24 protein-coding genes are annotated in these 26140 nt (G+C 47.6%); 11 read left to right on the top strand and 13 right to left on the bottom strand.

Annotation, left to right across the window (positions count from 1 at the left end):
• Positions 1-40: 40 nt before the first annotated feature.
• From dnaG to rpsU, 3 genes are all read right to left on the bottom strand, one after another.
• Complete coding sequence (gene dnaG / locus L2713_RS09150) at positions 41-1762, bottom strand: DNA primase (protein WP_248967665.1); 1722 nt, start codon at positions 1760-1762, stop codon at positions 41-43.
• An 83-nt stretch (positions 1763-1845) separates the two neighbouring features.
• Positions 1846-2289 (bottom strand): GatB/YqeY domain-containing protein, encoded by a 444-nt coding sequence (locus L2713_RS09145; RefSeq protein ID WP_011717923.1) that lies wholly within the window; start codon positions 2287-2289, stop codon positions 1846-1848.
• Positions 2290-2295: 6 nt separating this feature from the next.
• On the bottom strand, positions 2296-2511 hold the full coding sequence (gene rpsU, locus L2713_RS09140) for a 30S ribosomal protein S21 (protein WP_006080725.1): 216 nt from the start codon (positions 2509-2511) through the stop codon (positions 2296-2298).
• 214 nt (positions 2512-2725) lie between these two features.
• Here rpsU and tsaD point away from each other — a divergent pair, with 214 nt between their 5' ends.
• Positions 2726-3742, top strand: coding sequence for a tRNA (adenosine(37)-N6)-threonylcarbamoyltransferase complex transferase subunit TsaD (gene tsaD, locus L2713_RS09135; protein ID WP_011623654.1), 1017 nt, complete (start codon positions 2726-2728; stop codon positions 3740-3742).
• A gap of 172 nt (positions 3743-3914) precedes the next feature.
• Here tsaD and plsY read toward each other — a convergent pair whose 3' ends face one another.
• A complete protein-coding gene (gene plsY / locus L2713_RS09130; protein WP_086903110.1) occupies positions 3915-4526 on the bottom strand; it encodes a glycerol-3-phosphate 1-O-acyltransferase PlsY in 612 nt (203 codons plus the stop codon).
• A 261-nt stretch (positions 4527-4787) separates the two neighbouring features.
• Between plsY and folB the strand changes: the two genes are divergently transcribed.
• From folB to L2713_RS09110, 4 genes are all read left to right on the top strand, one after another.
• Complete coding sequence (folB, locus tag L2713_RS09125) at positions 4788-5138, top strand: dihydroneopterin aldolase (protein WP_248967664.1); 351 nt, start codon at positions 4788-4790, stop codon at positions 5136-5138.
• Between the two features lie 55 nt (positions 5139-5193).
• Positions 5194-5697: a 2-amino-4-hydroxy-6-hydroxymethyldihydropteridine diphosphokinase gene (folK, locus tag L2713_RS09120; RefSeq protein WP_248967663.1), complete on the top strand. Its 504-nt coding sequence runs from the start codon at positions 5194-5196 to the stop codon at positions 5695-5697.
• Positions 5698-5715: 18 nt separating this feature from the next.
• Entirely contained in the window at positions 5716-6516 is an 801-nt protein-coding gene (locus L2713_RS09115; protein ID WP_248967662.1) for an undecaprenyl-diphosphate phosphatase, read from the top strand.
• Positions 6517-6600: 84 nt separating this feature from the next.
• Positions 6601-7440, top strand: a complete 840-nt coding sequence (locus tag L2713_RS09110) for a putative RNA methyltransferase (RefSeq protein ID WP_248967661.1) — start codon at positions 6601-6603, stop codon at positions 7438-7440.
• A 622-nt stretch (positions 7441-8062) separates the two neighbouring features.
• On the opposite strand, the gene L2713_RS09105 is transcribed toward L2713_RS09110, so the two are convergent.
• On the bottom strand, positions 8063-8329 hold the full coding sequence (locus L2713_RS09105) for an Lpp/OprI family alanine-zipper lipoprotein (protein ID WP_011623648.1): 267 nt from the start codon (positions 8327-8329) through the stop codon (positions 8063-8065).
• Between the two features lie 234 nt (positions 8330-8563).
• A complete protein-coding gene (locus L2713_RS09100; RefSeq protein WP_248967660.1) occupies positions 8564-9814 on the bottom strand; it encodes a multifunctional CCA addition/repair protein in 1251 nt (416 codons plus the stop codon).
• A 174-nt stretch (positions 9815-9988) separates the two neighbouring features.
• On the opposite strand from L2713_RS09100, the gene L2713_RS09095 reads away from it, so the two are divergent.
• On the top strand, positions 9989-11677 hold the full coding sequence (locus L2713_RS09095) for an ExeA family protein (RefSeq protein ID WP_248967659.1): 1689 nt from the start codon (positions 9989-9991) through the stop codon (positions 11675-11677).
• Positions 11677-12777 (top strand): general secretion pathway protein GspB, encoded by a 1101-nt coding sequence (locus L2713_RS09090; protein WP_248967658.1) that lies wholly within the window; start codon positions 11677-11679, stop codon positions 12775-12777. The genes L2713_RS09095 and L2713_RS09090 overlap by 1 nt, the downstream gene beginning before the upstream one ends.
• Before the next feature lie 62 nt (positions 12778-12839).
• Here L2713_RS09090 and nhaD read toward each other — a convergent pair whose 3' ends face one another.
• Positions 12840-14087: a sodium:proton antiporter NhaD gene (gene nhaD, locus L2713_RS09085; protein ID WP_041408837.1), complete on the bottom strand. Its 1248-nt coding sequence runs from the start codon at positions 14085-14087 to the stop codon at positions 12840-12842.
• A 533-nt stretch (positions 14088-14620) separates the two neighbouring features.
• Here nhaD and L2713_RS09080 point away from each other — a divergent pair.
• Positions 14621-14818 carry a hypothetical protein gene (locus tag L2713_RS09080; protein ID WP_011717913.1) on the top strand — a complete coding sequence of 66 codons (198 nt, stop codon included), beginning with the start codon at positions 14621-14623 and terminating at the stop codon, positions 14816-14818.
• An 87-nt stretch (positions 14819-14905) separates the two neighbouring features.
• Here the strand turns inward: L2713_RS09080 and hemL are convergent, their stop codons facing one another.
• The 3 genes from hemL to L2713_RS09065 form a co-directional block, all read right to left on the bottom strand.
• Positions 14906-16198 (bottom strand): glutamate-1-semialdehyde 2,1-aminomutase, encoded by a 1293-nt coding sequence (hemL, locus tag L2713_RS09075; RefSeq protein ID WP_089067246.1) that lies wholly within the window; start codon positions 16196-16198, stop codon positions 14906-14908.
• Positions 16199-16224: 26 nt separating this feature from the next.
• The gene (locus L2713_RS09070) at positions 16225-17244 is read right to left on the bottom strand and encodes an aspartate carbamoyltransferase (RefSeq protein ID WP_088210475.1); all 1020 of its coding nucleotides are present in this window, start codon (positions 17242-17244) and stop codon (positions 16225-16227) included.
• A gap of 191 nt (positions 17245-17435) precedes the next feature.
• Positions 17436-19160 carry a chloride channel protein gene (locus tag L2713_RS09065; protein ID WP_248967657.1) on the bottom strand — a complete coding sequence of 575 codons (1725 nt, stop codon included), beginning with the start codon at positions 19158-19160 and terminating at the stop codon, positions 17436-17438.
• Positions 19161-19234: 74 nt separating this feature from the next.
• Here L2713_RS09065 and L2713_RS09060 point away from each other — a divergent pair, with 74 nt between their 5' ends.
• Both L2713_RS09060 and erpA read left to right on the top strand, forming a co-directional pair.
• A complete protein-coding gene (locus tag L2713_RS09060; RefSeq protein WP_011626911.1) occupies positions 19235-20041 on the top strand; it encodes a DUF6776 family protein in 807 nt (268 codons plus the stop codon).
• Positions 20034-20384: an iron-sulfur cluster insertion protein ErpA gene (gene erpA / locus L2713_RS09055; protein ID WP_011623639.1), complete on the top strand. Its 351-nt coding sequence runs from the start codon at positions 20034-20036 to the stop codon at positions 20382-20384. The genes L2713_RS09060 and erpA overlap by 8 nt, the downstream gene beginning before the upstream one ends.
• Positions 20385-20510: 126 nt before the next feature.
• Here the strand turns inward: erpA and L2713_RS09050 are convergent, their stop codons facing one another.
• From L2713_RS09050 to aqpZ, 3 genes are all read right to left on the bottom strand, one after another.
• Positions 20511-20966: a hypothetical protein gene (locus L2713_RS09050; RefSeq protein ID WP_011626910.1), complete on the bottom strand. Its 456-nt coding sequence runs from the start codon at positions 20964-20966 to the stop codon at positions 20511-20513.
• A gap of 19 nt (positions 20967-20985) precedes the next feature.
• The gene (locus tag L2713_RS09045) at positions 20986-21366 is read right to left on the bottom strand and encodes a DUF2750 domain-containing protein (RefSeq protein WP_011626909.1); all 381 of its coding nucleotides are present in this window, start codon (positions 21364-21366) and stop codon (positions 20986-20988) included.
• A 156-nt stretch (positions 21367-21522) separates the two neighbouring features.
• Positions 21523-22218, bottom strand: coding sequence for an aquaporin Z (gene aqpZ / locus L2713_RS09040; RefSeq protein WP_011626908.1), 696 nt, complete (start codon positions 22216-22218; stop codon positions 21523-21525).
• A gap of 690 nt (positions 22219-22908) precedes the next feature.
• Between aqpZ and L2713_RS09035 the strand changes: the two genes are divergently transcribed.
• Positions 22909-25932, top strand: coding sequence for a TonB-dependent receptor plug domain-containing protein (locus tag L2713_RS09035; protein WP_248967656.1), 3024 nt, complete (start codon positions 22909-22911; stop codon positions 25930-25932).
• Positions 25933-26140 lie beyond the last annotated feature (208 nt).

Below are 26140 nucleotides of genomic sequence, written 5' to 3'. Positions count from 1 at the left end.
TGTGCTAGTCACTGGGATACTGATTGAGGACATTTTTGCCTCAGTTTAGTCCTTTCATGACTGAGATCAGCTTCTGCAGCTGGATCTTCTCTTCCTTAGTATGGGTCTGTTTTAGACTCAATTCCTGATATCGTTGTTCAATATATTGATTGTTCAACCAAACCAGGGTCTGTTTAAACTTTTCGAGCAGGTTTTCATCCGCCACTTGATGGTCCCATTGGGCTAATTTATGCAGTGTCCCGCTGTGGGGGCTGTCTCTGAATTGCTCAAGTAGTTGTGCGCTGTTTAACCTATGCTCTCGTGTTAATTCCAACAGCAATGGCAGCAAGTCGATGCCTGGCATTTGCAGATGGTTTAATGCCGGTTGTGGGGATAATCCCACTCCCAGCTCGGGATGCTGCACTAACAAGGCGATGGCAAGTCGCAATGGTGTACCGCGTCCTTTGAGTCCTTTTCTTTCTATCGAATGAGTTGCAAATTTAATTTGAAGTTTTTGTTTAAGTTCTTCAACTGACTGCATTTGCACTTCTTTCATTAACCCATGTAGCAATATATTTTGTAACAATGGGTCTTTTACTGTTTCGATCATTGCTTTTGCTTTTTCAGCAATTAGTTTTTTGTCATTGGAATATTTTTGCGCCAATGTATCAAATAAAAACGTTTCAAGCGGTTGAGCATTATCAATTAACAGCTCAAACTGCTCCTTACCTTTTTGCCGTATTAAAGAGTCTGGGTCTTCACCTTGAGGCATAAACGCGAATTTTACGGTATTACCTGGTTTTAACATTGGTAAGCCAGTTTCTAAGGCTCTCCAGGCTGCTTCACGGCCAGCTCTATCGCCGTCATAACAACAAATCACTTCCTTGGCACTACGTAGCAACAACTGGAATTGCTCTGCCGTCGTCGAGGTGCCTAGTGAGGCAACCGCGTAATCCACGCCATATTGGGCGAGGGCGACCACGTCCATATAGCCTTCGACAATCAGTACCTTATCGGGATCGCGATGACGTTGTTTTAGCTCGTATAGACCGTAGAGTTCATTGCCCTTATGAAATATGGGCGTTTCTGGCGAATTCAAGTACTTGGGGGTGCCATCTCCCAATACTCTGCCACCAAATCCAATCACACGACCACGGCGGTCGCGAATAGGAAACATCAGGCGGTCACGGAATCTGTCGTATCTTTTACCGTTGTCATTGCTGATCAGCATGCCTGCGGTCAGGAGTTTATCTTGTGCATCTTGACTGTGTCGGTAGCGGCTTAATAAGCCATCCCAACCGTCGGGCGCAAAACCAATTCCAAAATGCTCAACAATATCATCGGATAATCCGCGATAGGCGAGGTAGTCGATGACTTTTTGTTTATCTTGGTGTTGTCTTAACTGAGTTTGAAAAAAGCGACTCGCTTCTTCCATTAATTGGTATAGATCACGGCTTAGGCCATCATCTTGGCGTTTACCCGTGCCTTGTTCCCTTGGGACTTCTAAGCCCAGTTGTCCGGCAAGATCTTCGATTGCATCGACAAAGTCGAGTCTGTCGTACTCCATGACAAAATCGATGGCGTTGCCATGGGCACCGCAGCCAAAACAATGATAAAACTGTTTATCGCGGCTAACGGTAAACGAAGGTGATTTTTCGCTATGAAAAGGACAACAGGCCGAGTAGTTTTTACCCGCCTTTTTCAAGGGCACCTTGCGGTCGATAAGTTCGACAATGTCGGTGCGAGCGATTAGCTCATTGATAAAATCACGAGGTATTGCCATTGAGTGCTTAAAATCTCGCCTTGCGCGAATTTAAACAAACAAGCCGCGCATAGGCACGGCTTGTTCATACATTGAAACGCTAATTATTGCAATTTTGCACGGATCATAGCGCCGATAGCGCCCATGTCTGCACGTCCTTGAACTTTAGGTTTTAATGCTCCCATTACTTTGCCCATATCCGCCATGGAGGATGCGCCTATTTCAGCAATAGCGGCATCGATGAACGCGGCAATTTCCGCCTCAGAGAGGGGAGTTGGCAGGAAAGTTTCAATAACTTGAATCTCTTCTGCTTCTGCTGCGGCCAACTCGCTACGACCCGCTGCTTCATATTGAGCAATCGAATCGCGACGTTGTTTCACCATTTTGGTTAAGACAGCTATAACCTGCTCATCATTCAGAGTTTCGCGGGTATCCACTTCAATCTGTTTGATGGCTGCAAGTGCCATACGAATAGTGCTCAATCTCGCCTTCTCTTTGGCGATCATGGCCTGTTTCATATGGTCTTTTAGCTGATCAATTAGGCTCATAAGAGATTAGTATAAACGTACGCGACGTGCGTTTTCGCGAGAAAGCTTTTTAGCTAAACGTTTAACTGCAGCTGCTTTTGCGCGCTTACGTGCAGTAGTTGGCTTCTCGTAGAATTCACGAGCACGCACGTCGGCTAAAATACCAGCTTTTTCACAAGAGCGCTTGAAACGACGCAGAGCTACGTCGAATGGTTCGTTTTCACGTACTTTAATAATTGGCATACGCCATCACCCCTTAGGTGTAGGTTGTGTGGTTCAATTGCTTGAACCAAGTGTATTTAAAATGGTGCGGAATTTTATACCGAGACAACTAGGCTTGTAAAGCCCTAATCCTTTGCGGCGGGTTTGGCTAGGGGAATATGATGATCGGCGACTGGAGTAATTGTCATCATACAGGTAGAATTAGCGCCCTTTGGTAATTTGGATATGAGGCACCATGCGGGTTCTAGGTATTGAGACATCTTGTGACGAGACAGGTATTGCCGTCTATGACGATAAGCTGGGATTGCTCTCCCATGCTTTATATAGTCAGGTTAAGTTGCATGCGGATTATGGTGGGGTTGTGCCTGAACTGGCTTCCCGTGACCATGTGCGCAAAATTGTCCCGCTGATCCGCCAAGCGTTGAAGAATGCTAATACCGAAATTGCCGATTTAGATGGTATTGCCTACACCAAAGGCCCTGGCCTTATCGGTGCTTTATTAGTGGGTGCTTGTGTTGGCCGCTCACTTGCCTTTGCTTGGAACAAACCCGCCATAGGTGTGCATCATATGGAAGGGCATTTGTTGGCGCCAATGCTGGAAGACGATGCGCCTGAGTTTCCTTTTGTGGCACTGTTAGTGTCTGGCGGCCACTCTATGTTAGTAAAGGTTGATGGTATCGGCCTTTATGAAGTCTTAGGTGAGTCGGTGGATGATGCCGCCGGTGAAGCCTTCGATAAAACGGCTAAGTTGATGGGGCTGGATTATCCCGGCGGTCCACGGCTTGCAAAACTGGCCGCCAAAGGTGAGCCAGCAGGTTATCAATTTCCGCGCCCAATGACCGACAGACCCGGACTCGATTTTAGCTTCTCAGGCCTGAAAACCTTCACCGCCAATACCATTGCCGCCGAGCCCGACGATGAGCAAACCCGCGCCAACATCGCCCGCGCCTTTGAAGAAGCGGTCGTTGATACGCTCGCGATTAAATGTCGCCGTGCGTTAAAACAAACTGGCTATAACCGTTTAGTGATCGCGGGTGGCGTAAGTGCCAACACGCGCCTACGGGAAACCTTGGCCGAGATGATGACCTCTATCGGTGGCCGAGTTTATTATCCACGTGGTGAGTTTTGTACTGACAACGGCGCTATGATTGCTTTCGCTGGACTGCAGCGTTTAAAGGCGGGGCAACAGGAAGACTTAGCGGTCAAAGGTCAACCGAGATGGCCACTCGATACCTTACCGCCTGTTGCATAAGTTATCACGAGCCAAATAAGAACAATAAAAAACAGCGCATGATGCGCTGTTTTTTATTGTTCTCTTGGATTGGTCACTCGAATATGGGTTTTTCGAATGCGTTATCAAGCCATTCTAGGCGTGAGTCGTGTTTTGCATAACTATGGTATTACGTGACTAAGGTGCTGCTTGCCTAAGGTGTTTTAGGACGCTTTTTACGTGACACTTTAGACTCTTCGCCTTTCAGCAGCCGCTGAATATTTTCTTTATGGCGGATGATAATCAGCGTTGAGAGCATCGCGACGGGAATCGTAAATCTGTCATCTAGCCACCAAGTATAAAGTGGTGCCAGTAGGGCGGTGATTATCGCGGCGAGGGAAGAGTAGCGGCTGATCAGGACTAAGACAACCCAAGAAGCCATCAAGCAGATGGCCAAGTCATCGCCAATCGGTGCCATGGCACCAAAAGCTGTCGCCACGCCTTTGCCACCTTTAAAACCAAAAAATATCGGATAGATATGCCCAAGACAGGCGGCGATGGCGATCAGGCCGAGGGATATGGCGTCAATTCCCATTAAATAGGCAAGATAAGTGGGTAAGGCGCCCTTAAGCATATCGAAAAATAACACCATGGCAGCCGAGCTTGCGCCGCCAATGCGCAGCACGTTGGTGGCTCCGGGGTTACCTGAGCCTTGCAATCTTGGGTCGGGTAGGCCTCTCATCCTACACACTAGCACAGCACTTGAGACAGAACCGGCTAAATAGGCGGCCACAATCATCAAAAGTGTCAGTGTTAATTGACTCACATTGGTTTCCTTACACGTCTTAAGGTATTATCGCGCCACAATTAAACAGCCTCTTGGCAAGCATTCAGTCATAAGCGATAGCGATAACGCGACTTATCAAGTTGCGATAGTTTCTGAACGAACAAATCCATTTGGGCGTTATCCTACTTCGGATTGGTCCGAGTAGAAAGTAAATTAGTCGTTCCATCGAACGGCGGATTATACAGACTCTATCGCGTTTAGCTTATCAGACCTCATTGGCATGAGTTAGTAGGAATTAGTATGGATAAAGTGCTTATTCGACAATTACGTATTGATACTGTGATTGGCGTCTATGAATGGGAAAAGAAAATCCAGCAGAGCCTGTTTTTGGATCTCGACATGGCTTGGGACAATAAGGCCGCTGCGGCAACTGACAACTATCAATACGCACTCTGCTATGAAACGGTGTCGAACCGCCTGACTCAGCTCGTTACCGAAAAGCCCATCGAGTTAATCGAAACCGTTGCCGAGCGAGTGGCCGAATGTGTGCTCAACGAGTTTAAGGTCAATTGGGTGAAAGTCGTGGTGATGAAACCCGGCGCCGTGCCTTCAGCTTCTGCCGTTGGGGTTGAGATTGAACGCTCACGCTAGTCGTTACTCTAGATTCGGGTTTTAGCTTAGTTAGGCGGACGGTTCGGACATTGGTATGGCATGTATATACATTAGTTTAGGCAGTAATATAGAACCTTCTCGCTATCTGAAGGCGGGCTTGCAGTCATTACGAGAGCACTTTGGTCCACTACAGCTTTCCTCTATGTATGAGAGTGAAGCCGTAGGGTTTGATGGCACTAACTTTTTAAACATGGTGGCTTGTGCACAAACGAGCCTGAATATTGCTGAGGTAGTTGCGCAGTTTAAGCAAATCGAGCAAAATCACGGCCGGTTGGTGGGGGCCAAAAAGTTTAGTCCAAGAACCTTAGATATTGACCTATTGCTTTACGATGATGTCGTTTGTCAGACCCCTGTGGTACTGCCCCGCGCCGAAATTGTCACTAATGCTTTTGTGCTTTGGCCTTTAGCGGAAATCGCCCCCAATTTGGTTCACCCATTGCAGCAGAAAACCTATGCCGTAATGTGGGATGAATATGATAAAGCGTCGCAAAAGCTGTGGCCGGTAGCCTTTGAATGGCCTCATGGGCTCACTTTTTAATTGATTGATAGGATTGTCATGGATACGTTTCAGGTAATTATTTTAGCGTTAATTCAAGGATTAACAGAGTTCCTCCCCATTTCTAGTTCGGCGCACCTTATCCTACCCGCACAGCTTTTAGACTGGGAAGACCAAGGCTTATCCTTCGACGTTGCCGTGAACACGGGCTCATTATTCGCCGTGGTGATTTATTTTCGCAAGGAACTTTGGGCCATGTTCAAGGCTTGGATTGCCAGCATGGTGAAAGGTCAGCATTCCGATGACAGTAAGTTAGCCTGGTGGATCATTCTTGCCACTTTACCCGCAGTGTTTTTTGGCTTTATGGCCAAAGACTTTATCGAAACCCATCTGCGCAGCGCTGGTGTTATCGCCGTGACGACTGTGGTCTTTGGTTTGCTGCTCTGGTGGGCGGATAAGATGTCACGCCGTGACTTAACTGTTTATCAAACGGGTTGGCGCAAGGCGTTATTAATTGGTTTTGCTCAGGCGCTGGCATTAATCCCTGGTACTTCACGCTCGGGCGCGACGATGACGGCGGCGCTGATGTTAGGCCTTAGCCGTGATGCCGCAGCGCGATTCTCGTTCTTGATGTCTGTGCCTGTTAGCTTGGGGGCGGCTATTCTAGTGGGTAAAGATTTGGCTGAAAGCCCGCTTCCCATTGATTATCAAGCACTGACACTCGGCACTGTGATTTCATTTGTAGCCGCTTATCTGTGTATTCACTATTTCTTAAAAATCATCAGCCGTATGGGTATGACGCCATTTGTGATTTACCGCCTCATCCTCGGTGCTGTGTTATGTGGATTTATCTTCCTATAATACAGGGGCGTCATGGCTAAAAAATCGGGTCTAGTACCCGATTTTTGTGTTTTTAGGCGCGGATTTTCGTTAACGGAGTAAGTTATGAGCCTTCAATTTCAATGTCCTACCTGTGGTTCGGCACTGATGCAGCATCAGGCATCCCAAGGTTTTTACTGTGCGAACAAGCACCATTTTGATAAAAGCGAAGCGGGTTATTGGATTTTTACTAAACCGGCACGGCAAAAGCCGACTGGCGACTCCCGTCAGCAAGTGCGGGCAAAGCGCTTCTTGCTTGAGTCGGGAATTTTTTCACCTTTGGTTGAAAAAATGGCGGCGATGCTCGCCCCTCATCTGAAAGCGGATAATTGCCTATTGGACTACGAGTGCGCTGACGGCTTCTATCTGCGTGCTTTAGCTTCTGTACTACCTAAACTCACAAACGAGCTAAACGTCCAGTACAGTGGCGTAGCGGACGCAGAAAATACTATTTTTGCTGCGGCCAAAGCGCAAACCCCTGCCGCGCTGTGCTTAAGCACCTCAAAAGTGCTGCCTTTTGCTGACAATTGCATTGACCTTATCACTGTGGTCGATAAGCCGTTGAAGGGGAAGGAATGCGTTCGAGTCCTTAAAGAGCAAGGCTTGATGTTACAGGTGATCCCGGGTGCGCGGCATTTGTGGCAAATCAGGGAGTGTATTTATCCGGAACTGACTGAAAAAACGCCCCAAATTAACTTACCTTCGGGTTTAATTGTCAAAGAACAGCAGCAATTGCAATTTAGTTTGTCCGTTACGGGTGAGCAAGCGCTGGTCTTGCTGGATATGACACCCTATGCGTGGCGAGCCTCTGAACAAGTTAAACACCTTATTCGGACGAAAGCCTTCGATACGCTGGAAATTGATTTTGTTTTGGTCTTAGCGCAAAAGTCTTTAATTGAGTCCTAATAGGCCAAAATACATAATTGAATAGGATGTTTTTTAATCTATTCATTGGCTTAGTGAATGCGTTTCTGGGGGCTTGAATAGAGTGAATTACGCAAGTCTATGATACTAATCGAGCTTTTTATGTTGTTTTAATGTAAATGCGAAACGGCATCCCTTAAACTTTATCTTTATTACACTTTTGTCTCTCACAATTATTACCAGTTTATTGCCTTTGTTTCCCTAATAGCCTCAGTTTGTCGCGTTGCAGTTTCTTTAAAATGCCGACGATAACACTGGGGCAAAAATAAAGTTTTAAGCAAAAGATTCGTGGGGATTAAGAAAACTTAAAATCTCAGTTTATGGATGAGATTAAAAATCAAATCCACTTAAAACAAATGAGCGATGAACTTCGGTTTTGAACTGGCATTGCCGTTAAGCCGAATGAGTTTTAAAGAGATGATGAGTGTAAAGGGCTAAAGAGCCGAGAAAGTGTAGGCTTAAATTGGAGATGACTTTAAAAGATAAGATGGGTGCTTGGATTAACTGAGGCCATAAAAAAAGGCTTGGATGGATGTGCTATTCGCTTTCATCTCTCTCAAGCCTTTTATGCTAACCTGCTGAATTACAGGTTAATTACTTATCATTACTTCTTGTAACGAGAAGCAACGTTGTCTAGACGGTCGTTAGCGCGCTTAGCTTCTGCTTGTGCGTCCATAGCTGCTGCTTTAGCATCTTTAACGTCTGCAGACAGTTTGCTTTGCTCTGATTTCAGAGAGCTAACATCAGCTGACAATTGATCAACTTTGTTGCCCAGAGTTGCAACGCTTTCTTCCAGAGCAGTAGTGTTTGCACAACCACCTAGTAGGGCAGTCATTGCTAAACCAGCAATCATCAGTACTTTTTTGTTCATTGTAAAAAATCCCTTAAAATAGGTTGGATTTGAATGTTTCGTCACTTTGGAATCGAAACTGCCTAATTATGACATAGCTATTTTAATTTGCTACGAATATTAATGCGTTTAACCACTATAGACATATAAATTTTTTTTAAAAGCGTTTTTTCGCGGTTATATCGGCCTTTTTCATCGAAAAATGGCACTGTATTTACCAGAAAGCGTGGTCGAATTTACAAAAATATTACAATTTTATGGCGTTTGTTTGGCTTGGGATTGCTGCCAGTTGAGTTTCACTTGCTCAACAACCTCTATCCGCTTCGAATTGAGCGCCTGTTTTATCTGTGCACCTTGAAAACCTGCCGCAATAATAGCCTTCACATCGACCGTATTAGCGGCTAAAAAACAAGCAGAAAGATAATCGCCTTGTGGATAGGCGTGATGCTCGAATCCGGTTCGGCCACGCATATCGGCGATGCAGGCTAATAGAAGTTGCTCCAGCCGTTCTGGTTTACGCCAAAAATCGGCTTTATCGAAGAGTTTGATGATGGTTTCGCTTCTTAACTCAAAAGCTTGGTGCACATTCTGATGTAGGTCGCTCACCAAGAGCGCCAGATCGCGATACTCGTTGGGGATCCGCAAGCGTTCACACAGACTTTTAATGACGGGCAAGCCTTTTTGTCCATGACCATGGTGTTTAGGCCAATGTTCTTTAGGACTTAATGCTTTACCCAAGTCATGCACTAGGGCGGCAAAGCGCACGGCTTTTTCCTCTGTCAGAGCGGTGGCTTGGGCTAACACCAACATAGTGTGCAAACCCGTATCTATCTCTGGGTGCCATTTTTCTGGTTGTGGCACACCAAAAAGCGCATCAATCTCGGGAAAGAGGACTTTCAAGGCGCCACATTGGCGTAGCACTTCGAAGAAGACTTCTGGATGAGGGCCGCCAAGACTCTTATCGACTTCTTGCCAGACGCGCTCTGGGGTAAGGGCGGTTAACTCCTCGGTTTGGCTCATGTGCTGCATTAACGCCATGGTTTCATCGGCAATCTCGAAACCTAAGTCATGAAAACGTGCGGCAAAGCGGGCAACCCTTAATACTCGCAGCGGATCTTCGGCAAAGGCGGCTGACACATGTCGCAGCTTACGCGCGTTGATATCGGCGATGCCATGGTAAGGATCGTACAAGTTACCCGCCTCATCTTGGGCGATGGCATTAATGGTTAAATCGCGTCTCAGCAGGTCTTGCTCGAGGGTGACATCTGGACTGGCGTAACAGCTGAAGCCACCATAGCCGAGGCCGACTTTGCGCTCTGTGCGCGCTAATGCATATTCTTGCTGGGTTTTAGGGTGCAAAAAGACCGGGAAGTCTTTACCCACCTGGCGATAGCCTAACTGCTGCATTTGCTCCGGAGTTGCGCCGACAACCATAAAATCTTTATCTTTTATTGGGAGATTGAGCAGGCTGTCTCGTACAGCTCCGCCCACTAAATAAATTTTCACAGGAATATTTTAGCTAGTGTGTCATAAAGCTAGCTTAACATGATGAGGCGATGGCGAGGCGAATTTGGATGCAGATATTTATTGGGATGTCACATCCATGTTGCGGATGTTTTGACAATATCATTGGGACGTTTTAACGTGGGGCGTTATTTTTAGCTTAGGATGATTGGTGGTATGTACAAGGCCTTTTATGGACTCAGTGATAACCCTTTTTCGATTGCACCCAATCCCCATTATTTATTTTTGAGTGACAGGCACAGAGAGGCCTTAGCCCATTTGACCTATGGACTGGGTGAAACTGGGGGCTTTGTGTTGTTGACGGGGGAGGTCGGCACGGGGAAGACGACAGTATCTCGTTGTTTACTTGGGCAATTGCCCGATAATACCGACACTGCATTTATTTTAAATCCTTCGCTGACGGAACTGGAGTTACTCGCCACGCTCTGTGATGAATTGAAGATTAGCTATGGTGAAAACCCAACCCTTAAACAACTCACTGACCATTTGAGTCGTTTTTTACTGGCTAATCATGAGAAAGGCCGCAATACCGTACTCATCATCGATGAGGCGCAGCATCTGCGTGCCGAAGTATTAGAGCAATTAAGGCTGCTCACCAATCTTGAGACCGATACGAAAAAACTACTGCAGGTGATCTTAATTGGTCAGCCTGAGCTGCAATTGCTGCTTAAACGGCAAGAGCTTAGACAGTTAGCCCAGCGTATTACTGCCCGCTATCATCTATTGCCTCTTAATGAAGATGAAATCGCACTCTATGTGTTGCACCGTTTACAGGTGGCGGGTCGTTTCGAACCATTATTTACTCGTAAAGCCATTAAAGTGCTGCACAAATACAGTGGCGGCATTCCGCGGTTAATTAACTTGCTGTGCGAACGTGCCTTGATGGCGGGTTACGCACAATCTAAGGTGCCAATCGATCACCATATGGTGAGACAAGCGGCGGCTGAAGTATTAGGCGAAGAAGAACCACAGCAAAATAAATTCTTGTGGCCGAGCGCTATTGCGGCGGCATTGGTTGTGGCTTTCGGCGTGTCTTATTGGTTATTTACCGAAAGTCCAGCGGTTGTCAATGTGGCCAGTTCGCCAGTGACACAAGCGAGCCAAACGACACCAGCAGTGACTCAAGTCGCGACTCAAGCTAATAGTATTCAGCCGGAGCAAACACAGGCTGCAACCCAGAGTGCGTCAGTGGCTAGCGAGCCGCAAACGCTTGCGGCGGCGGATCCGAGTGCGCGGGTATTGCAGGAGGCCATCAAACAAAGTCGCAGTATCGATACCGCCTTTGCAGGCCTCTTTAATGTGTGGGGTAAAGTCCCCTTTAAAGGCCTAACCGCGTGTCAGTCGGCGCTGGAGCAGGGGCTTTCCTGCTATCAGCAACAGGGTAATTGGATGTCGCTCACAAGGCTCAATTATCCCGCGGTTGTGTATTTAGTGGATGATAACCAACAAGATTTTTATGGTGCTGTGATTGCTGTCGATGGTGATCAGCTATTGATGCAGTTGGGCGAGCAGCAGCTTTGGGTCGATAGAGCCTGGTTCAATCAACACTTTAGCGGCACCTTTGAAATTCTCTGGCAGGCCCCTAACTTGCCTATGCTGGAAATCAGTCAGAAGTCGAGTCCTGGGCAATTACAATGGCTTGAAAACGCCCTTGCCCATGTGGCTAACCGACCTTCGCGCCGGGTGTCTCAATTCGATCTGAAATTAGAGAACGATCTGAAAGCTTTCCAAAGCCAACATGGTTTAAAGGCCGACGGGATTGCAGGTAATCAAACCTTAGTGAGACTAAATTTGTATTTAAGTGATCAGGGACCGCGCCTCACCGATAAGGGAGCGCAGAGTTAATGTCCATTTTACTCGATGCGGTAACCCGTAATAAGCAGCAACAAACTTCACCCTTACCCGATGCGGTATTAACGCCGAGGGCAAGTTATCCTACGGCGCGTAAATCTGCATTTCCCGTGGCAAAATTATCCTTACTCGCTGTCGCGGTGGCGCTGGGTGTGGGTGTGGCGTGGGGCGTGGCGAATTGGCAACAGCAAAATGCGATGTCGATAGTGAATTTGGCGCCTAGCAGTATCAATCCAAGCATGGCTGATACAAAGGCTGAATACACGCCACAGACAGCCTCCACTGTGCAGCCATCTGCCGAAGGTGTTCGCGCCTCTGCAGGTGCAGTTACTCGCGCTGCGTTGCAAACAGGTGCACCAGAGCAAACCTCTGTAGAATCGTCAGGGTTTCGATTAGCGGGCAAAGTGGCACTGCCGAGGGAGCAGGTATTAAATGAGGCGCCTGCAAACGTGCAGCCTTATCAGAACCCCAACATGAGTTCGGCTCTATCTACCACAGCATCCGTTTCTGCGAGTGCGGATCCTAGCTACGATGACTATCTGGCGACGTCTGCCGCCTTAGATGAAACGACTCGAACGCAGCAACCCTCTGTCGAAGACGTTGCGCCACAGAATACGAGCGAGTCAGAGCCTATTATGTTGGGCGCTAATGCGAATCGTCAGGGCTTAGCGACACTCGAGGCGCTGCGTGAGCAAGTTAATGCCGCGGCGGCCGATGTGGGCTTAGAGACGGCTCAGAGCCGCAAAGAGGATGAGTTAGTCGCGAATTTTCAGGATGCGCTCAAGGATGTGGAATATGTGAAGGCGGCTAAGACGCCGGTAACTGAGGCCAAGCTTGATCCTATTCCTAAGGTTGAAAACGACGATATTCCTAAATATGGGCAACTGCCCGCGGGATTGCAGCTCCAAGTACCTGAATTTAATATTGTTGCCCACGTTTACTCGACGGATGCGAGTCAGCGTTGGTTGAATGTCGATGGCGCCGAGTTACAGGAAGGCGACCAGATTGGAGGCAAGTTAAAGATTATTGCGATTCGCCCACGGGATGTGGTGCTCGAAATCCAAGGCACGCAGTTTAGGGTGCCCGCTATTTAACTGTGCTGTAGCAAACAAAAAAGGCGCCGATGGGCGCCTTTTTTATCGCTTAAAATCAAAGGTTAAGCGAAGAAGTTGTACGCCAGGAATAAGGTCAGGGCGTAACCAATGCTGTAGCACAGGAACAGGGCTGGCACATATTTCAGATAACTTACGAAAGTCAGTTCTTTTACTTTGCTCATGGCGACGATACCCGCAGCCGAACCAATCACTAACAATGAACCACCCACGCCCACACTGTAGGTTAACCCTAACCATTCTGGGGTGTTGAGTACTGGCTCTGCTTTAAGCAGCGCAGCCGTCAATGGCACGTTATCGATCAGGGCTGAACCCATACCTGTAACGAAGTTAGAGATGTTTGGATTAAACAGGCTGTAAGCTTCGGTCAGCATATCTAAGGTGCCGATTTCTTTAAGCATACCAACCAGCAGTAAAATCCCTAAGAAGAACAACAGGGTGTCGTATTCGACTTGGCGAATATATTCGAGGATCTTGATTTCTTCTTTATCACTGCGGGTGGTGTGGCCGATAAGGAACATAATCGACAGACCGGTTAAGAAGGTCAGTACCGGTGGAATACCAAACAGAATGTTCAGCAGCATGGTCATCAGAATCGTGCAGAAGAACACTAAGGCAATTAGCAGATCCACGGTTTGATAGCTGTGCTTAATCGGGGTGGTGGAAACCACGCCTTCAGCCTTTAATGAGAACAACGTCGCCAGTAAAATCACACTCACGGCAGATGGGATAAACAGCATCAACAGTTCGGAGATATGTACGTGGCCGCCTAAGAAGATCATCAGGGTGGTGACGTCACCGGTGATCAGGGCGACACCGCCAGAGTTCACGGCGAAAATAATCAACACTGCCATTCTGCGGCGCATTTGCTTTTCGAGCTTAAAGGTCGTTAACAAGCCTAAAGACACTAAAGTCGCGGTGACGTTATCACAGAAAGCCGACAGGATAAGCGCGAATAAGGCCACTTGGATCATTAACAAACGTACAGAAACCTTCTGTGGGAACAGCTTCTGCACCATAATTTGGATCATACCTTTGGCGTTTAGATAGGCCACAAAGGTCATTGTCGACATCAAAAACAGCCACAGGGTGGCAATTTCGAGCAAGTTTTCATTGAGTTGATGGGCAACCAATTTCTCATGGTTGGCGTCTCCGGCAGCCATAAACAGTGCTACCCAGGAAATACAGCCAAAGAATAAGGTGGTTTTTGCTTTATTAAGGTGGGTGACTTCTTCGAAAATAATACTGAGCAATGCGAGCACCGCCAGTATGATCAGAAAGGTATATAACATAACTGCAATTCCAACTGCTGTTTTAATGTCGTGGCAAGCCAAAGGCGAGCTATTGAGTGGCATTATCAAGGCTAAATTAAGCTTGCCGTGTTAATGCGTGCGGATCAGAACATAATGGGGTGAATAACGCAACTGTTAGCTGTAACTCGGATTTGCGTCATTTTGTGATATTGGTCTCAGTGAAAATGATTATTTTTTAGCGTTAAACACTGTTTTATTTTTAATGAGCAGTTAATTATCTTGTTTGGTCGAGATTGCCGGAGGACTGTAAAGTAAGATCTACGATTAAAGTCTAAGCAGTTATTTTGCCGATCCCGCAATTAATTTTTCTTTATGAAGGAAATATTGTGTGAAAATGCAGTCACAGAGGTGAAGGATCGGATTTTGTGCTGTTTAGGGGGCTGAGTGCGGTATTCTTTAGCTGTGTCACAAAAATGACCAAGTCAAAATATTGACCGGACAGAAAGTGAGCTGTATCTTGTGCCTCTTTAGTAATTAAGACACTGGATGTTGTATCTTAAGGATAACGCAAAATGACATTTGTGCTCCGCAGTCTGATGTTATTAGGCTCTTTAGTATGGTTAACATATAGTGGCAAGCAGCTGATCGCATTGGGAATATTACATAATCCTAGCCTGATGGTTGACCATATCACTTTGACCTTACAGGTCCTCGTCGCGGCGGTGGTATTTAAATCAGCTTTAGGTTCTAAACGTTCCGATAGCTATTGATGGGGCCAAGGCTCATGCAATAGCCAACGCTAACGCCAAGCAATAAAAAGGGACGCAAATGCGTCCCTTAGTGTTTTAAGCTATCGCTTACATTGCCGCTTTCATACGAGCTAATACGCGATCCGCCGCTTCTAGCGTGAGGCGCAGTTCTTCTTCGCCATGGGCCATCGACAGGAAGCCTGCTTCATAGGCACTCGGTGCTAAGTAAACACCTTCATCTAACATGCCGTGATAGAAAGTGCGGAAGTGTTCGATATTGCACTTAGTCACTTGGTCGAAGCGCGTGATCTGCTCTTGTTCAGTAAAGAAGAAGCCGAACATGCCACCGACATAGTTGATGGCCATTGGGATGCCGTGTTTGTCGGCAGCCGCTTTAAAGCCTTCGGCGATACGTTTGGTTTTCGCGCTCAGCGCTTCGTATAGACCTTCTTCACACAGGGCTTCCATTTGCGCTAGACCTGCTGACATCGCAATTGGGTTACCTGACAGGGTACCCGCTTGATACACAGGACCTGTCGGAGCGATAAACTGCATCACTTCTTTACGGCCACCAAATGCACCTACTGGCATGCCTCCGCCAATCACTTTACCCAGTGTGGTTAAGTCTGGAGTAACGCCATAGTGGCCTTGTGCACCGCTTCGAGATACACGGAAACCTGTCATCACTTCGTCGATGATAAGCAACGCACCGAACTCATCACACATAGTGCGCAGACCTTCGAGGAAGCCTGGGATAGGTGGGATACAGTTCATGTTGCCTGCCACAGGCTCGATGATGATACATGCAATCTCAGTTGGATATTGCTCGAACAACGTACGAACAGAATCGAGATCGTTATACACAGCAGTTAAGGTGTGCTTAGCAAAATCTTCAGGAATACCTGGAGAGCTTGGTTGACCCAAGGTTAAAGCACCAGAACCAGCTTTAACCAATAGGCAGTCAGCGTGGCCATGGTAGCAGCCTTCAAACTTTAAGATCTTGTCACGATTGGTAAAACCGCGCGCTAAACGAATCGCACTCATGGTGGCTTCAGTGCCTGAGCTCACCATACGCACTTGCTCGATAGAAGGCACCATGGCGATGACTTTCTCGGCCATTTGCACTTCAAGTTCGGTTGGCGCGCCAAAAGACAGACCATTGTGCACCGCAGCTAATACGGCTTCACGGATTTTTGGATGGTTGTGGCCGAGGATCATCGGGCCCCAAGAGCCAACATAGTCGATATAAGCTTTACCATCGGCATCGTAAATATAAGCGCCATCGGCTTTTTCAATAAACAGCGGCGAACCACCTACACCGTTAAATGCACGAACCGGAGAGTTAACACCGCCGGGGATGGTTTTTTTAGCCTGTTCAAATAGCGCTTCGGAACGGGTCATGTTAAGTCCTTAAAGTAAGTAGCCGATTAGCGATCGGCTTTACGTGAATACCAATTAACGGGACACTCATATTTTTCGAGTTGCGAGTCAACCCCGAGTGTCAATGCAAACAGTGCCATACGAATTAGCAGTCCATTGTCCGCCTGTCTGAAGATAGCGAGATTAGGATGGCTGTTCAAATCATTATCTAACTCATTAGCTTGCGCACGCGAATCCCGCGGCAGCGGGTGCATGATCACAGTGTTAGATTTGCAATGTTGGGTATAAATACTGCGATTCAAACGGAATTTACCGCGGTATTTGTTCGCTTCTTCCTGGGATGGGAAGCGCTCTTCTTGAATGCGGGTCAGATAAAGAATGTCGGCTTTATCTAAGTGGCCTTCAAGCTGGTCTGTTATTTTGATGCTATGGCCAGCATTTTCAATGTCGGAGATCACATAGTCAGGCATTGCTAACTCAGCAGGCGAAATCAGTGTGAAGCTGATGTTCTTGTACATGCACAGTAGGCGCGACAGAGAATGAACGGTACGACCAAATTTTAAGTCACCGACCATGGCGATATGCATGCCATCGATACCGCGGCCAGCATGGCCTAACTCTTTTTGAATGGTGAACAAATCGAGCAGGGCTTGAGTCGGGTGCTCGTTCGAACCATCACCACCGTTGATCACCGGCACGCGGCTACCTTCGGCAAACTCTTTTACTGAATAAGAGTCGGGGTGGCGCATCGCAATCACATCGGAATAGGTCGAGAGTACACGTGCGGTATCGTACAGTGACTCGCCCTTAGATAAGGACGAAGAGGCCATGCCTGTGGTTTCACGCACATGGCCGCCGAGTAAGTTAAAGGCACAGCCAAAACTCACGCGGGTACGGGTACTAGGCTCGAAAAACAGGTTACCTAAAATGGCGCCTTCGAGCACCTTAGTGCGCTTCTCACGAAGTGCATAGGGCATCATACGATTGGCAACATTAAAAATAGTTTGGATTGAATCAAGATCTAACTGGTTTACGGAGAGGATATGAGATCCTTCGAACTGGTTCATCAGCCTGTTTTCCAATTGCTAGGGGGCGTTAAAGTGCAAGGTTGCGCTTTGTGCCCTGGTGTATATGTAGGGTGGCTGAGGCGCGATTGTAACAGATGCACTGGGGCAGCGAAATAGTCGCCGCCCCCTCGTATAGATTTTTTAGGCAGCTAATACAGGATTTTGTGAATCAAAGCCCATCTTCGCAGGGATTAGACTTGGCCGGAGCGAATTTCCTGCTGTAGGTTCGACCAACTGACCACCCCCACCACATTGTCTGGGGTATCTTGGTAGATAAACACCTCACCGCTGCGTTTGGGCGACAACAAGTTATACACCTCATCGAGGGTTTTAGTGTCACTCAGCCCCTGCATCGGATGGCGCGAGAGGGTGATGTTGTCATCGTAGGATTGCATCTCGAGGCTGAGCATTTCGATCACCCCATCGGCGTTACGCACTAACACTGGGCGACCTTCGGCGCGCTTTAACACTTCGAGCAGCAGCTCGTCGTTGTTGTTGACGATAACAAAACGCTTATCCATCAGGGCGCGCACGCCTTTTTTCTGTAGCGCCAAATTCACTGGGGCGACTTTATAACCTAAACCCATAATCTCTAGCTGCTTGAAGAAGATAGAGTTGGTTTTAAACCCTTGATAGGCAATCAAGAAGGCGGGAATGGTTACAAACATCGCTGGCAGAATGATACTGGCATCATTGGTCATCTCAAGCAACGCCACTAGGGCGGCGAGCGGTGCACTGAGGCAAACGCCCATCATCGCCGTCATGCCGATAACCGTATAGAGGCCAACGTAAGGCGCAATCGAAGGGAATAGAATGGCGCTAACTAAGGCTAAGATGGCACCAATTAAGGCGCCAATGCCGTAGAGTGGACCAATCAAGCCGCCCGGGATCCCAAGACCAATTGCCGCTATGGTGGCGATAATTTTGGCCGCAAGCAGGGCGATTAACAGCAATAAACTGGGGTGCTCGCTAATGGCTTCACTGATGGCTAAATCCCCAGTGCCGAGAGCTTGTGGCAAGATTAAACCAATCAGGGTAGTGATACTGCCCGCCAGTAATAGTCGATAAATCAGTGGCCAGTTTTGTCCGGTGGCGGTGACTTTAAGGAGGGCGAAATTGAAGAAGGCGGCTGCGCAGCCCAGTGCAATACCGCCCAAGGCTAAAATGGGATAGTGATCTAATGGAATATGGATCACCTGAATACGGTCAAACTCGTGCACATTACCAAAAACCAGCTGGCTGGAAACCGCACCACAAATGGCGGACAGCATTATGGGGAAGAAGTAATGCACCTTGTACTCGCGCACTATCACTTCGAGTACAAATATTACTGCCGCTAGCGGGGCGTTAAAGGTTGCGGCTATCCCTGCGGCAATCCCGCTGGCGCACATAATCCGCACGCTATTATCGGGAAGATTAAATTTTTCGGCTAAAACACTGGCACTCACTGCACCGAGGTGAATGGCGGGGCCTTCACGGCCCACCGAGAAATTAGTACCTAAGGCAAACAGCGCCTGAAAAAATTGCCCCGCAGCAGATTGCAGTGGAATTTTGCCATAGTGCAATTTAACCCTATGTAATACATAGGCAATCCCCATACGCTTGTAACGTTTGGAGCCGAGTTTGGCGACTATCCAGATCAACAAGGCGCCCAAAAGTGGCAACAGGGCTCGCCAGTCGGCGACGTTACCCGTAAAATCCAGCGTCTCGATTTGGGTGTAATGGTTCGCCCACAGGAGTAAGAGTCGAAACAACAGGATCACGCAGGAGGCGAAAATGGCGAATAGCAAGGCCAGTAAGCAAAGTTGCGCACTGATCTTGGCTTGGGATAAATGATCACGCAGCTCGTTAGTTAAGTACTTTTTAGCTGTGCTGATGGCGTCTTGAATCGCGGCTTTATTTATCGTTAATTGCACTGCATTGGCCTGAGTTGTATTGTATCGAACTCGTTCTTGAGTTGATTGTATTTTATATAAGGGGCTGTTACCTAATGCCAAATTATCATCGTTGGCTAGATCGGCTGCAAGTCATGGATCTAAAGTATCGTCCATCGACCAAGTATTTATTGTCCTTAGTCTTAGTGGCCTTTCTGTTAGGCGCTTGGGTAAGCTTTATTGTGCTCAACAGTGACGAGCCCGTCGTAAAGCATATTGGCGGCGGTAAACTGCAACGTGTCACCGCTGAACTTGAGGCGCAAACCCAGGAACTTGCGACACGTAATTTAGAATTATCTGTCGAGCGTGAAGCCAATGCGCAAATGCAGGATATGTTTGCGCAGCAGATGAAAAAACAAAAAGAGTTAGAGCGCGAATTAGCCTTTTATCGCAGTATCATGTCGCCGGATGACAATGCCGAAGGGGTGGCTATTCACGGTTTAGAAATGACGCCGGGCGCCTTAGCGGATGAATACAATTTCAAGCTGATTTTGACTCAACTGCAAAAGCGTAAGCAGGCGATTCAAGGTCGTACCGAAATCACCCTTATCGGCGTGCAAGACGGAAAATCCGTTGAGTTAAGTGTGAACAAACTCACGGGTTCTAAGCTCGAGTTTGATTTTCGCTATTTTCAGGTCATAGATACCAAAGTGAGTGTGCCTGCGGGATTTAACCTAGTGCAGGTTAAAGTCAAAGTTGTGGTGCCTTCGAGCCGCTGGACCAAAAATTCACAGACAGAACATGTCTATAGTGTCCCTGAGCTTTTACAGGGTGAAAAAGAACCGCGGGTAATACTTGAACAAAATAGTCAGGTAACGGATAATTTGCCCCAGAAAACTGATGTAAGAGGTAGTAATGACTGATCAAGCTGACGCAGCAATGCCTATCAAATTTACCGATGCGGCAGCCGCTAAGGTAAAGGGCTTGTTGGAAGAAGAGCAAAATCCTGCACTTAAGCTACGTGTGTACGTGACGGGTGGTGGTTGTTCTGGATTTCAGTACGGCTTTACCTTTGATGAAAAGGTCAACGAAGGCGACTTCACCGTTGAGAAGCAAGGCGTCCAATTGGTCGTCGATCCCATGAGCTTACAATACCTCGTTGGCGGTGAAGTGGATTATACTTCTGGCCTCGAAGGTTCGCGTTTCTTTGTGAAGAACCCGAATGCGACAACGACTTGTGGTTGTGGTGCAAGTTTCTCTGTTTAAGTTTGTTCTACGCATGTAGTGAACTGATATAGAAGATAAAAAAGCCGTCGAGATGACGGCTTTTTTGTTGGTCTTTCCTGTGTTGCAAGTACTGGCAAAGCCAGGCGTAATCGCCTTGCTTTGGAATTAATTCATAATATTCAGATTAAGCTTGGGTTTAAACCAAGCCTTCACTTTCTTATCGAATGCCACCCACACCTGCAATAAAGATAAGACAATCAACACGATAAAAATCACGTAATCGGGCAGCTTTTCTTGCCACTCGCCAAGGTGCACCGTGGTTGGTCCAGCCACGAGATTGTCAGGATCATAAAGGATCACAGGTAACATGCTGACTAGCGCCAACTGCACTAAGGTGTAACCCCTTAACATAATCAGCCCTGCCTTTTGGCGACCGATAATCCCGAGCACCATCAATAGGGTTAACAGGCAGAAAAGCACCCCTTGTTTGGCAATTAAGCCGCTAACCGATGCCGCAACATAGAGTAACAGTAAGGCAATTAAGCGTTTAGGTAAACGGGCTTTTGCCAAGGGCGGCGTAGCCTGAGTTGCCAAAGAGGATTCTTGCTCGCTCAGCGACATTGCGGTTTGCCCTTATTGATTAGTGGCTTTGTTTAGTGACTAAACGTTGATCTAATTCATAGGGTGGAATGACCACACCTAAGTCATCCTGTACTGGGAATACGGCAACAAACAGATCGTCGTCTTCCATGCCAGGAACCCATCTTTCATGCCATTCATCATAGGGAATCGCTAAGGTTTGGCATTCGCTCCAGTCATCGACCGCCCAAGACTCGGCCGCTTCTTCGGTTGGCCACATTGGGATGCAATCTTCATCTTCAGTGGTCAGCATGACGCAACCATCTTGGTCCTGTAGCGTCCATAACACTTTGTGTTGTTTAACTTGTTCAACGAGGTAATCGTAACGACCTTCTGGAGTCATGCCAGCGGCTTCTGCAAAGGTTTTAACTGTCTTGCTCATGAAAATATCTCTTATGCGTGAATAGGGCGAAGCCTGTCGTGCGACTCATGTATAGCGTCAGCACAGCAAAACTCACCAGTTGGCAAGATGGTAACATTAGAGCGGGGTTTGAAAAAGCACAACAGCGCCGCGAGGGCGCTGTTGCTAGCGGGGGAATTACTTAGCAGCGTTGAAATAACGGTAAATCACGCCGGCTAGAATGGCACCAAGGATAGGAGCGACCCAAAAAATCCACAGTTGCGATACGGCCCAATCGCCGACAAAAAGCGCAGGGCCAGTACTGCGGGCCGGATTGACCGAGGTGTTTGACACGGGAATGCTGATCAAGTGGATAAGAGTTAAACACAGACCAATCGCAATGGGCGCAAAGCCTTTAGGTGCTCGCTCGTCGGTCGCCCCTAAAATCACCAATAAAAAGAACAAGGTCATCACAATTTCGCAGATCAACACCGACATCATGCTGTAACCGCCGGGCGAATGTTCGCCAAAGCCGTTAGAAGCAAAGCCCGCCGCGAGACTAAAACCTTCTTGCCCTGATGCTATGGCGTACAATACGCCTGCACCGACAATACCGCCTGCCACTTGGGCAATGATATAAGGTAGCAGTTCCGATGCCGGAAAACGTCCGCCAGCCCAGAGTCCAAAGGATACGGCGGGGTTTAAGTGGCAACCTGAAATATGACCAATGGCAAACGCCATCGTCAGAACTGTTAAACCAAAGGCTAACGCCACCCCGAGTAAGCCTATCCCGACTTCTGGAAAGGCCGCCGCCAGCACTGCGCTGCCGCAGCCGCCGAGAACGAGCCACAGAGTGCCCAAAAATTCTGCCGCCATTTTTTGTGACATATTCATTGATTGATTTCCTATTCAGACGATTTATGCCGACATACGCTTCGCGTTCTTTGCATAAACCTTTGTTTATCTTGCTGGTTAAGTCGAGCTAGATAAATAACCATTCCCTTAATTGATATGTTTGCGCGCCCAGAGTGTGCAGGCCTTGTACGGCCCTGACAGTGAGTCGGTTGTGTATTTACTGCTTAGTTAACAATCACTTTAGCGAGTTTAGATGACACAACTGTGATCAAGCATAGATGGATTTTTACATTGTGCATTTTTGATACGTGGCTTCATGCGCCAATGAGCGGCTTATTTTGGGCACATTCGTCATTTTAGTTGGTTATTTACCAAGGTCGTATTGATGAAAAACAGTTGGTATTGGGGATTTTTCTGCGATGTTTTTTGAGGATTCAATAGTCGGTTTATTCTCTTTTTATGTGGTTAATATACTGAAAGTTAAAGAATAGATATTTAATAGATATAAAACGGGCAAAGAAACGAGTGGCATATCATTGCCGCCCTTCACTCGGCAAAGTACAACGTTTTGGTTGCTGAAATGTTAATTGTGTTTTCTTGCTGTTGCTGATTGGCAAGCCTACGGGTTTGACGATACATCGCAGCGATAAATGCACTTTTGGCGAGAACAAGTAACAGCTCCAAATAACAACAAGAATGGCTTGCGCTGTAAAAGTGAAGGTGGGAAGGATGAAGAAGAAATTATTGACCTTGGCAATTCAAGCTTCGATGTTTGGCATTGCTCCTTCGGTAGCATGGGCTGCCGATACGATTGAAGTGAATGCGGTGAATGAAAGCGCTAATCGGGTTGAAGTCGAGGTAGCGGATAAACAAGAAAGCATCGAAAAAGTGACAGTCACGGGCTCGCGGATTAAGCGTGACAGCTTTTCACTTAGCACTCCATTGCAGGGCCTAGATGCGAAAGATATCGCCGATAGCGGTATTGGATCATTGGCGGATATTCTAGTTGACCAAATTCCTGCATTAGCAGAAGGCGTTAGCAGTACTAATAGCCAATCAAGCGTGCAAAATACGGGTCTTTCAACCATTGATTTACGTAACCTAGGTACAGACCGTACCCTGACCTTGATCGATGGTCGTCGCGTTGTATCAAACAGTTATAGCGGTAACTATGTCAGCTTAAGCACCATTCCTGCCGCTATGGTCGATAAGGTCGAAATCATTACCGGCGGGGCGTCGGCTGTCTATGGTTCCGATGCGATTGCTGGGGTGGTGAACATTATCACTCAACAGAACAAGACGGGCTTTGAGATTAACGCCCGTGGCGGCGAAACCACCGAAGGTGGTGGTCGTGAAACCACAGTCGATGTAGGTTATGGCACTGATTTTAATGGCGATAAAGGTTATATCTTCGCCAGTGCGACTTACGATAAGCAACATGGGTTATTTGCGACCGACAGGGAAAGAGCCCTGTACGAGTCAAGTTTTGCCTACGATGAAAAGCAAATGTGTAATGCCATGAACACTGTCGATGGCGACCAGTGTATGCGCGATATTACCCGAGACGATTGGCGCGAGCGCAGCAATGACATCGTCGGTGGCCGCTTTAAATCAAACTCTTGGTGGTACGATGGCACTGAGCTTAAAACTGATTTTAAAGAAGAGCGTGATGGTTATAACGGTTACACCACAGGTTTATTAAAGGTCCCTGAGGATACCTTGGCCGCGGCGGTCAAAATGAACTATGACCTCAGTGACGATGTGCGCGCGAATGTGCAAGTGCAGTTTAGCCGCAATAACGCGTTTCGTCGTACCGATGCCGAAGGCCAAGATTATAACGACACTGAACTGTATATCGACCCTGTAACGGGTCTTCCTGGCACTATTGCTGCGGGCAGTATTTCACCAAACAATCCTTATGTGCCAGCCGAAATTGCTGCAACAGCAGGCAAGAGCATCACTTGGGATCGCCGCTTCCAAGAAGTTGGACCCGTCGAGAGCGATAACGAGCGTACTACTTTGCGTACTTGGGCGGGATTGCAGGGCAACTTATTTGAAACTTGGACCTGGGATGCCTCACTGGGTTACGGGAAGTTTGAACAGCGTCAGCGCCGCAGCAATGAGATCAGTATTCGTCGTCTGCAATATGCTCTGGATGCTGAATATGCCGCCGATGGTGTAACTATCCAATGTGCCAGTGAAGAGGCAAGGGCCGAGGGCTGTGTTCCCGTCAATATCTTTGGTGAAGGTTCAATCAGTAAGGAAGGGGCGGACTATATCCGCGCCAATCCCTATATCAACACGGATATCACACAATTTAATGCCCTAGGATTTATCTCAGGTGAATTGTTTGAATTGCCTGCGGGTGGCGTGCAATCGGCATTCGGGGTCGAATATCGCCGTGATACTCAAGCCGTCGATACCGATAAAGCGATGCGTGGCGATGCGATAACGTTTAACGATGTGCCGCCCTTTGAAGGGGATGTGACCGTATGGGAAGCCTTTGGTGAAGCGAATCTTCCTTTGTTAAGGGATGAAGCTTTTGCTAATAGGCTCGACCTAGACTTGTCATTGCGTCTTGCCGATTACAGCCAGAAAAACATCGACTTAATGTCGAGCTATCGCGCGGGGCTCCTGTGGGAGCCGATTGCCAACTATGCCCTACGTGCTAACTACTCTCGCTCGCAACGTGCGCCGAATATTACTGAGCTTATCTCTCCACCCCGTGGAGATTACGACAGTATTCGCGATATTTGTGATGGGGTAACAGCAACCTCTACAGGGGCGGGGCATGATAGTTGTCGCCAAGACCCTGGTATTGCTGCCGCAATTGCGACTAACGGTATCTTTGAGGATGAGGGCGGTTCTAAATATTCGCCGAACGCTGGTAACGAAAACCTCACTGAGGAAACCGCGGATACCTATACCTTAGGCTTTACCATGGCGCCAGCCTTCCTCGAAGGCTTTAATCTGGCGGTCGATTATTACGATATCAAAGTTACCGACGCCATTGGTTCATTAAGCAACGAGGATATTCTGGCCGAATGTTATAACTCGAGTAATCCCTATGGCGCCGATAACGAGTACTGTCAGGTCATCAGCCGCGATACTGAAGGGCAAATCACCCAGGTTATCCAACAGGAACAGAACCTAAATGACATTGTCACCCGTGGTGTTGATATCGCCATGGCCTACGAGTGGCAATTAGACGGTTACGGTGAGCTCAGCTTAAAAACGAATTGGACCCATGTGTTGGAATTCAGCACTAGCTACTACGGCGCCGATGGTTTAGTTGAAGATGACTACGTGGGTGAGCTTGCCAGCGGGATTTTTGAGGACAGAGGTGCCATTTCATTAACCTGGAGCAATGATGATTGGCGTGTACGTTGGAGCGCTAAGTATAAGAGCGCCATGGTCGATAGCCACGATAGAGTTGAAGAGTGGAACGTGCTGAAAGCCGAAAACCAAGCCAAACTCGATGCTGGCGATGCCACTGCGGTAGCCAATCCAGAAACGCCGGCATTCCTATTCTACAGCTCGTATATCACCCACGATTTGTCGGTGTCTTACACTATGGACGTGAGTCAGGCTGAATTACGTTTATACGGCGGTGTGCGTAATATTTTCGACAATCAGGGTCCTTGGGTGGCGGATACTGGTGATTTAGTCGAAACGGGTAATGGTAACTACAGCAGCGCCTATGGCGGTGGTGTTGGTCGCTATGCCTACCTAGGTGCAGAGCTTAAGTTCTAATATCGTTGAATTGATACTAACCACTTAAGTTTGCTCAACCGCATGTGGCTCCCTGCATGCGGTTTTTTTATTGCCAATCACCGTTAGACGCGCATATCAATCAGTTCATCGTAATCAGTTCATCGCAATAAGTTCGACGCAATAGGTTTGGTGCACGTAGCAAGCCATAAACTGGGTAGGCAGATACTAAGCTTTTACTGGTTTTAGA

Origin of the sequence: Shewanella seohaensis (assembly GCF_023283775.1) — a bacterium.
GTDB classification, from domain to species: domain Bacteria; phylum Pseudomonadota; class Gammaproteobacteria; order Enterobacterales; family Shewanellaceae; genus Shewanella; species Shewanella seohaensis.
Note: the sequence above shows the minus strand (reverse complement) of the source record. Positions and strands in the feature narration are given on the sequence as shown.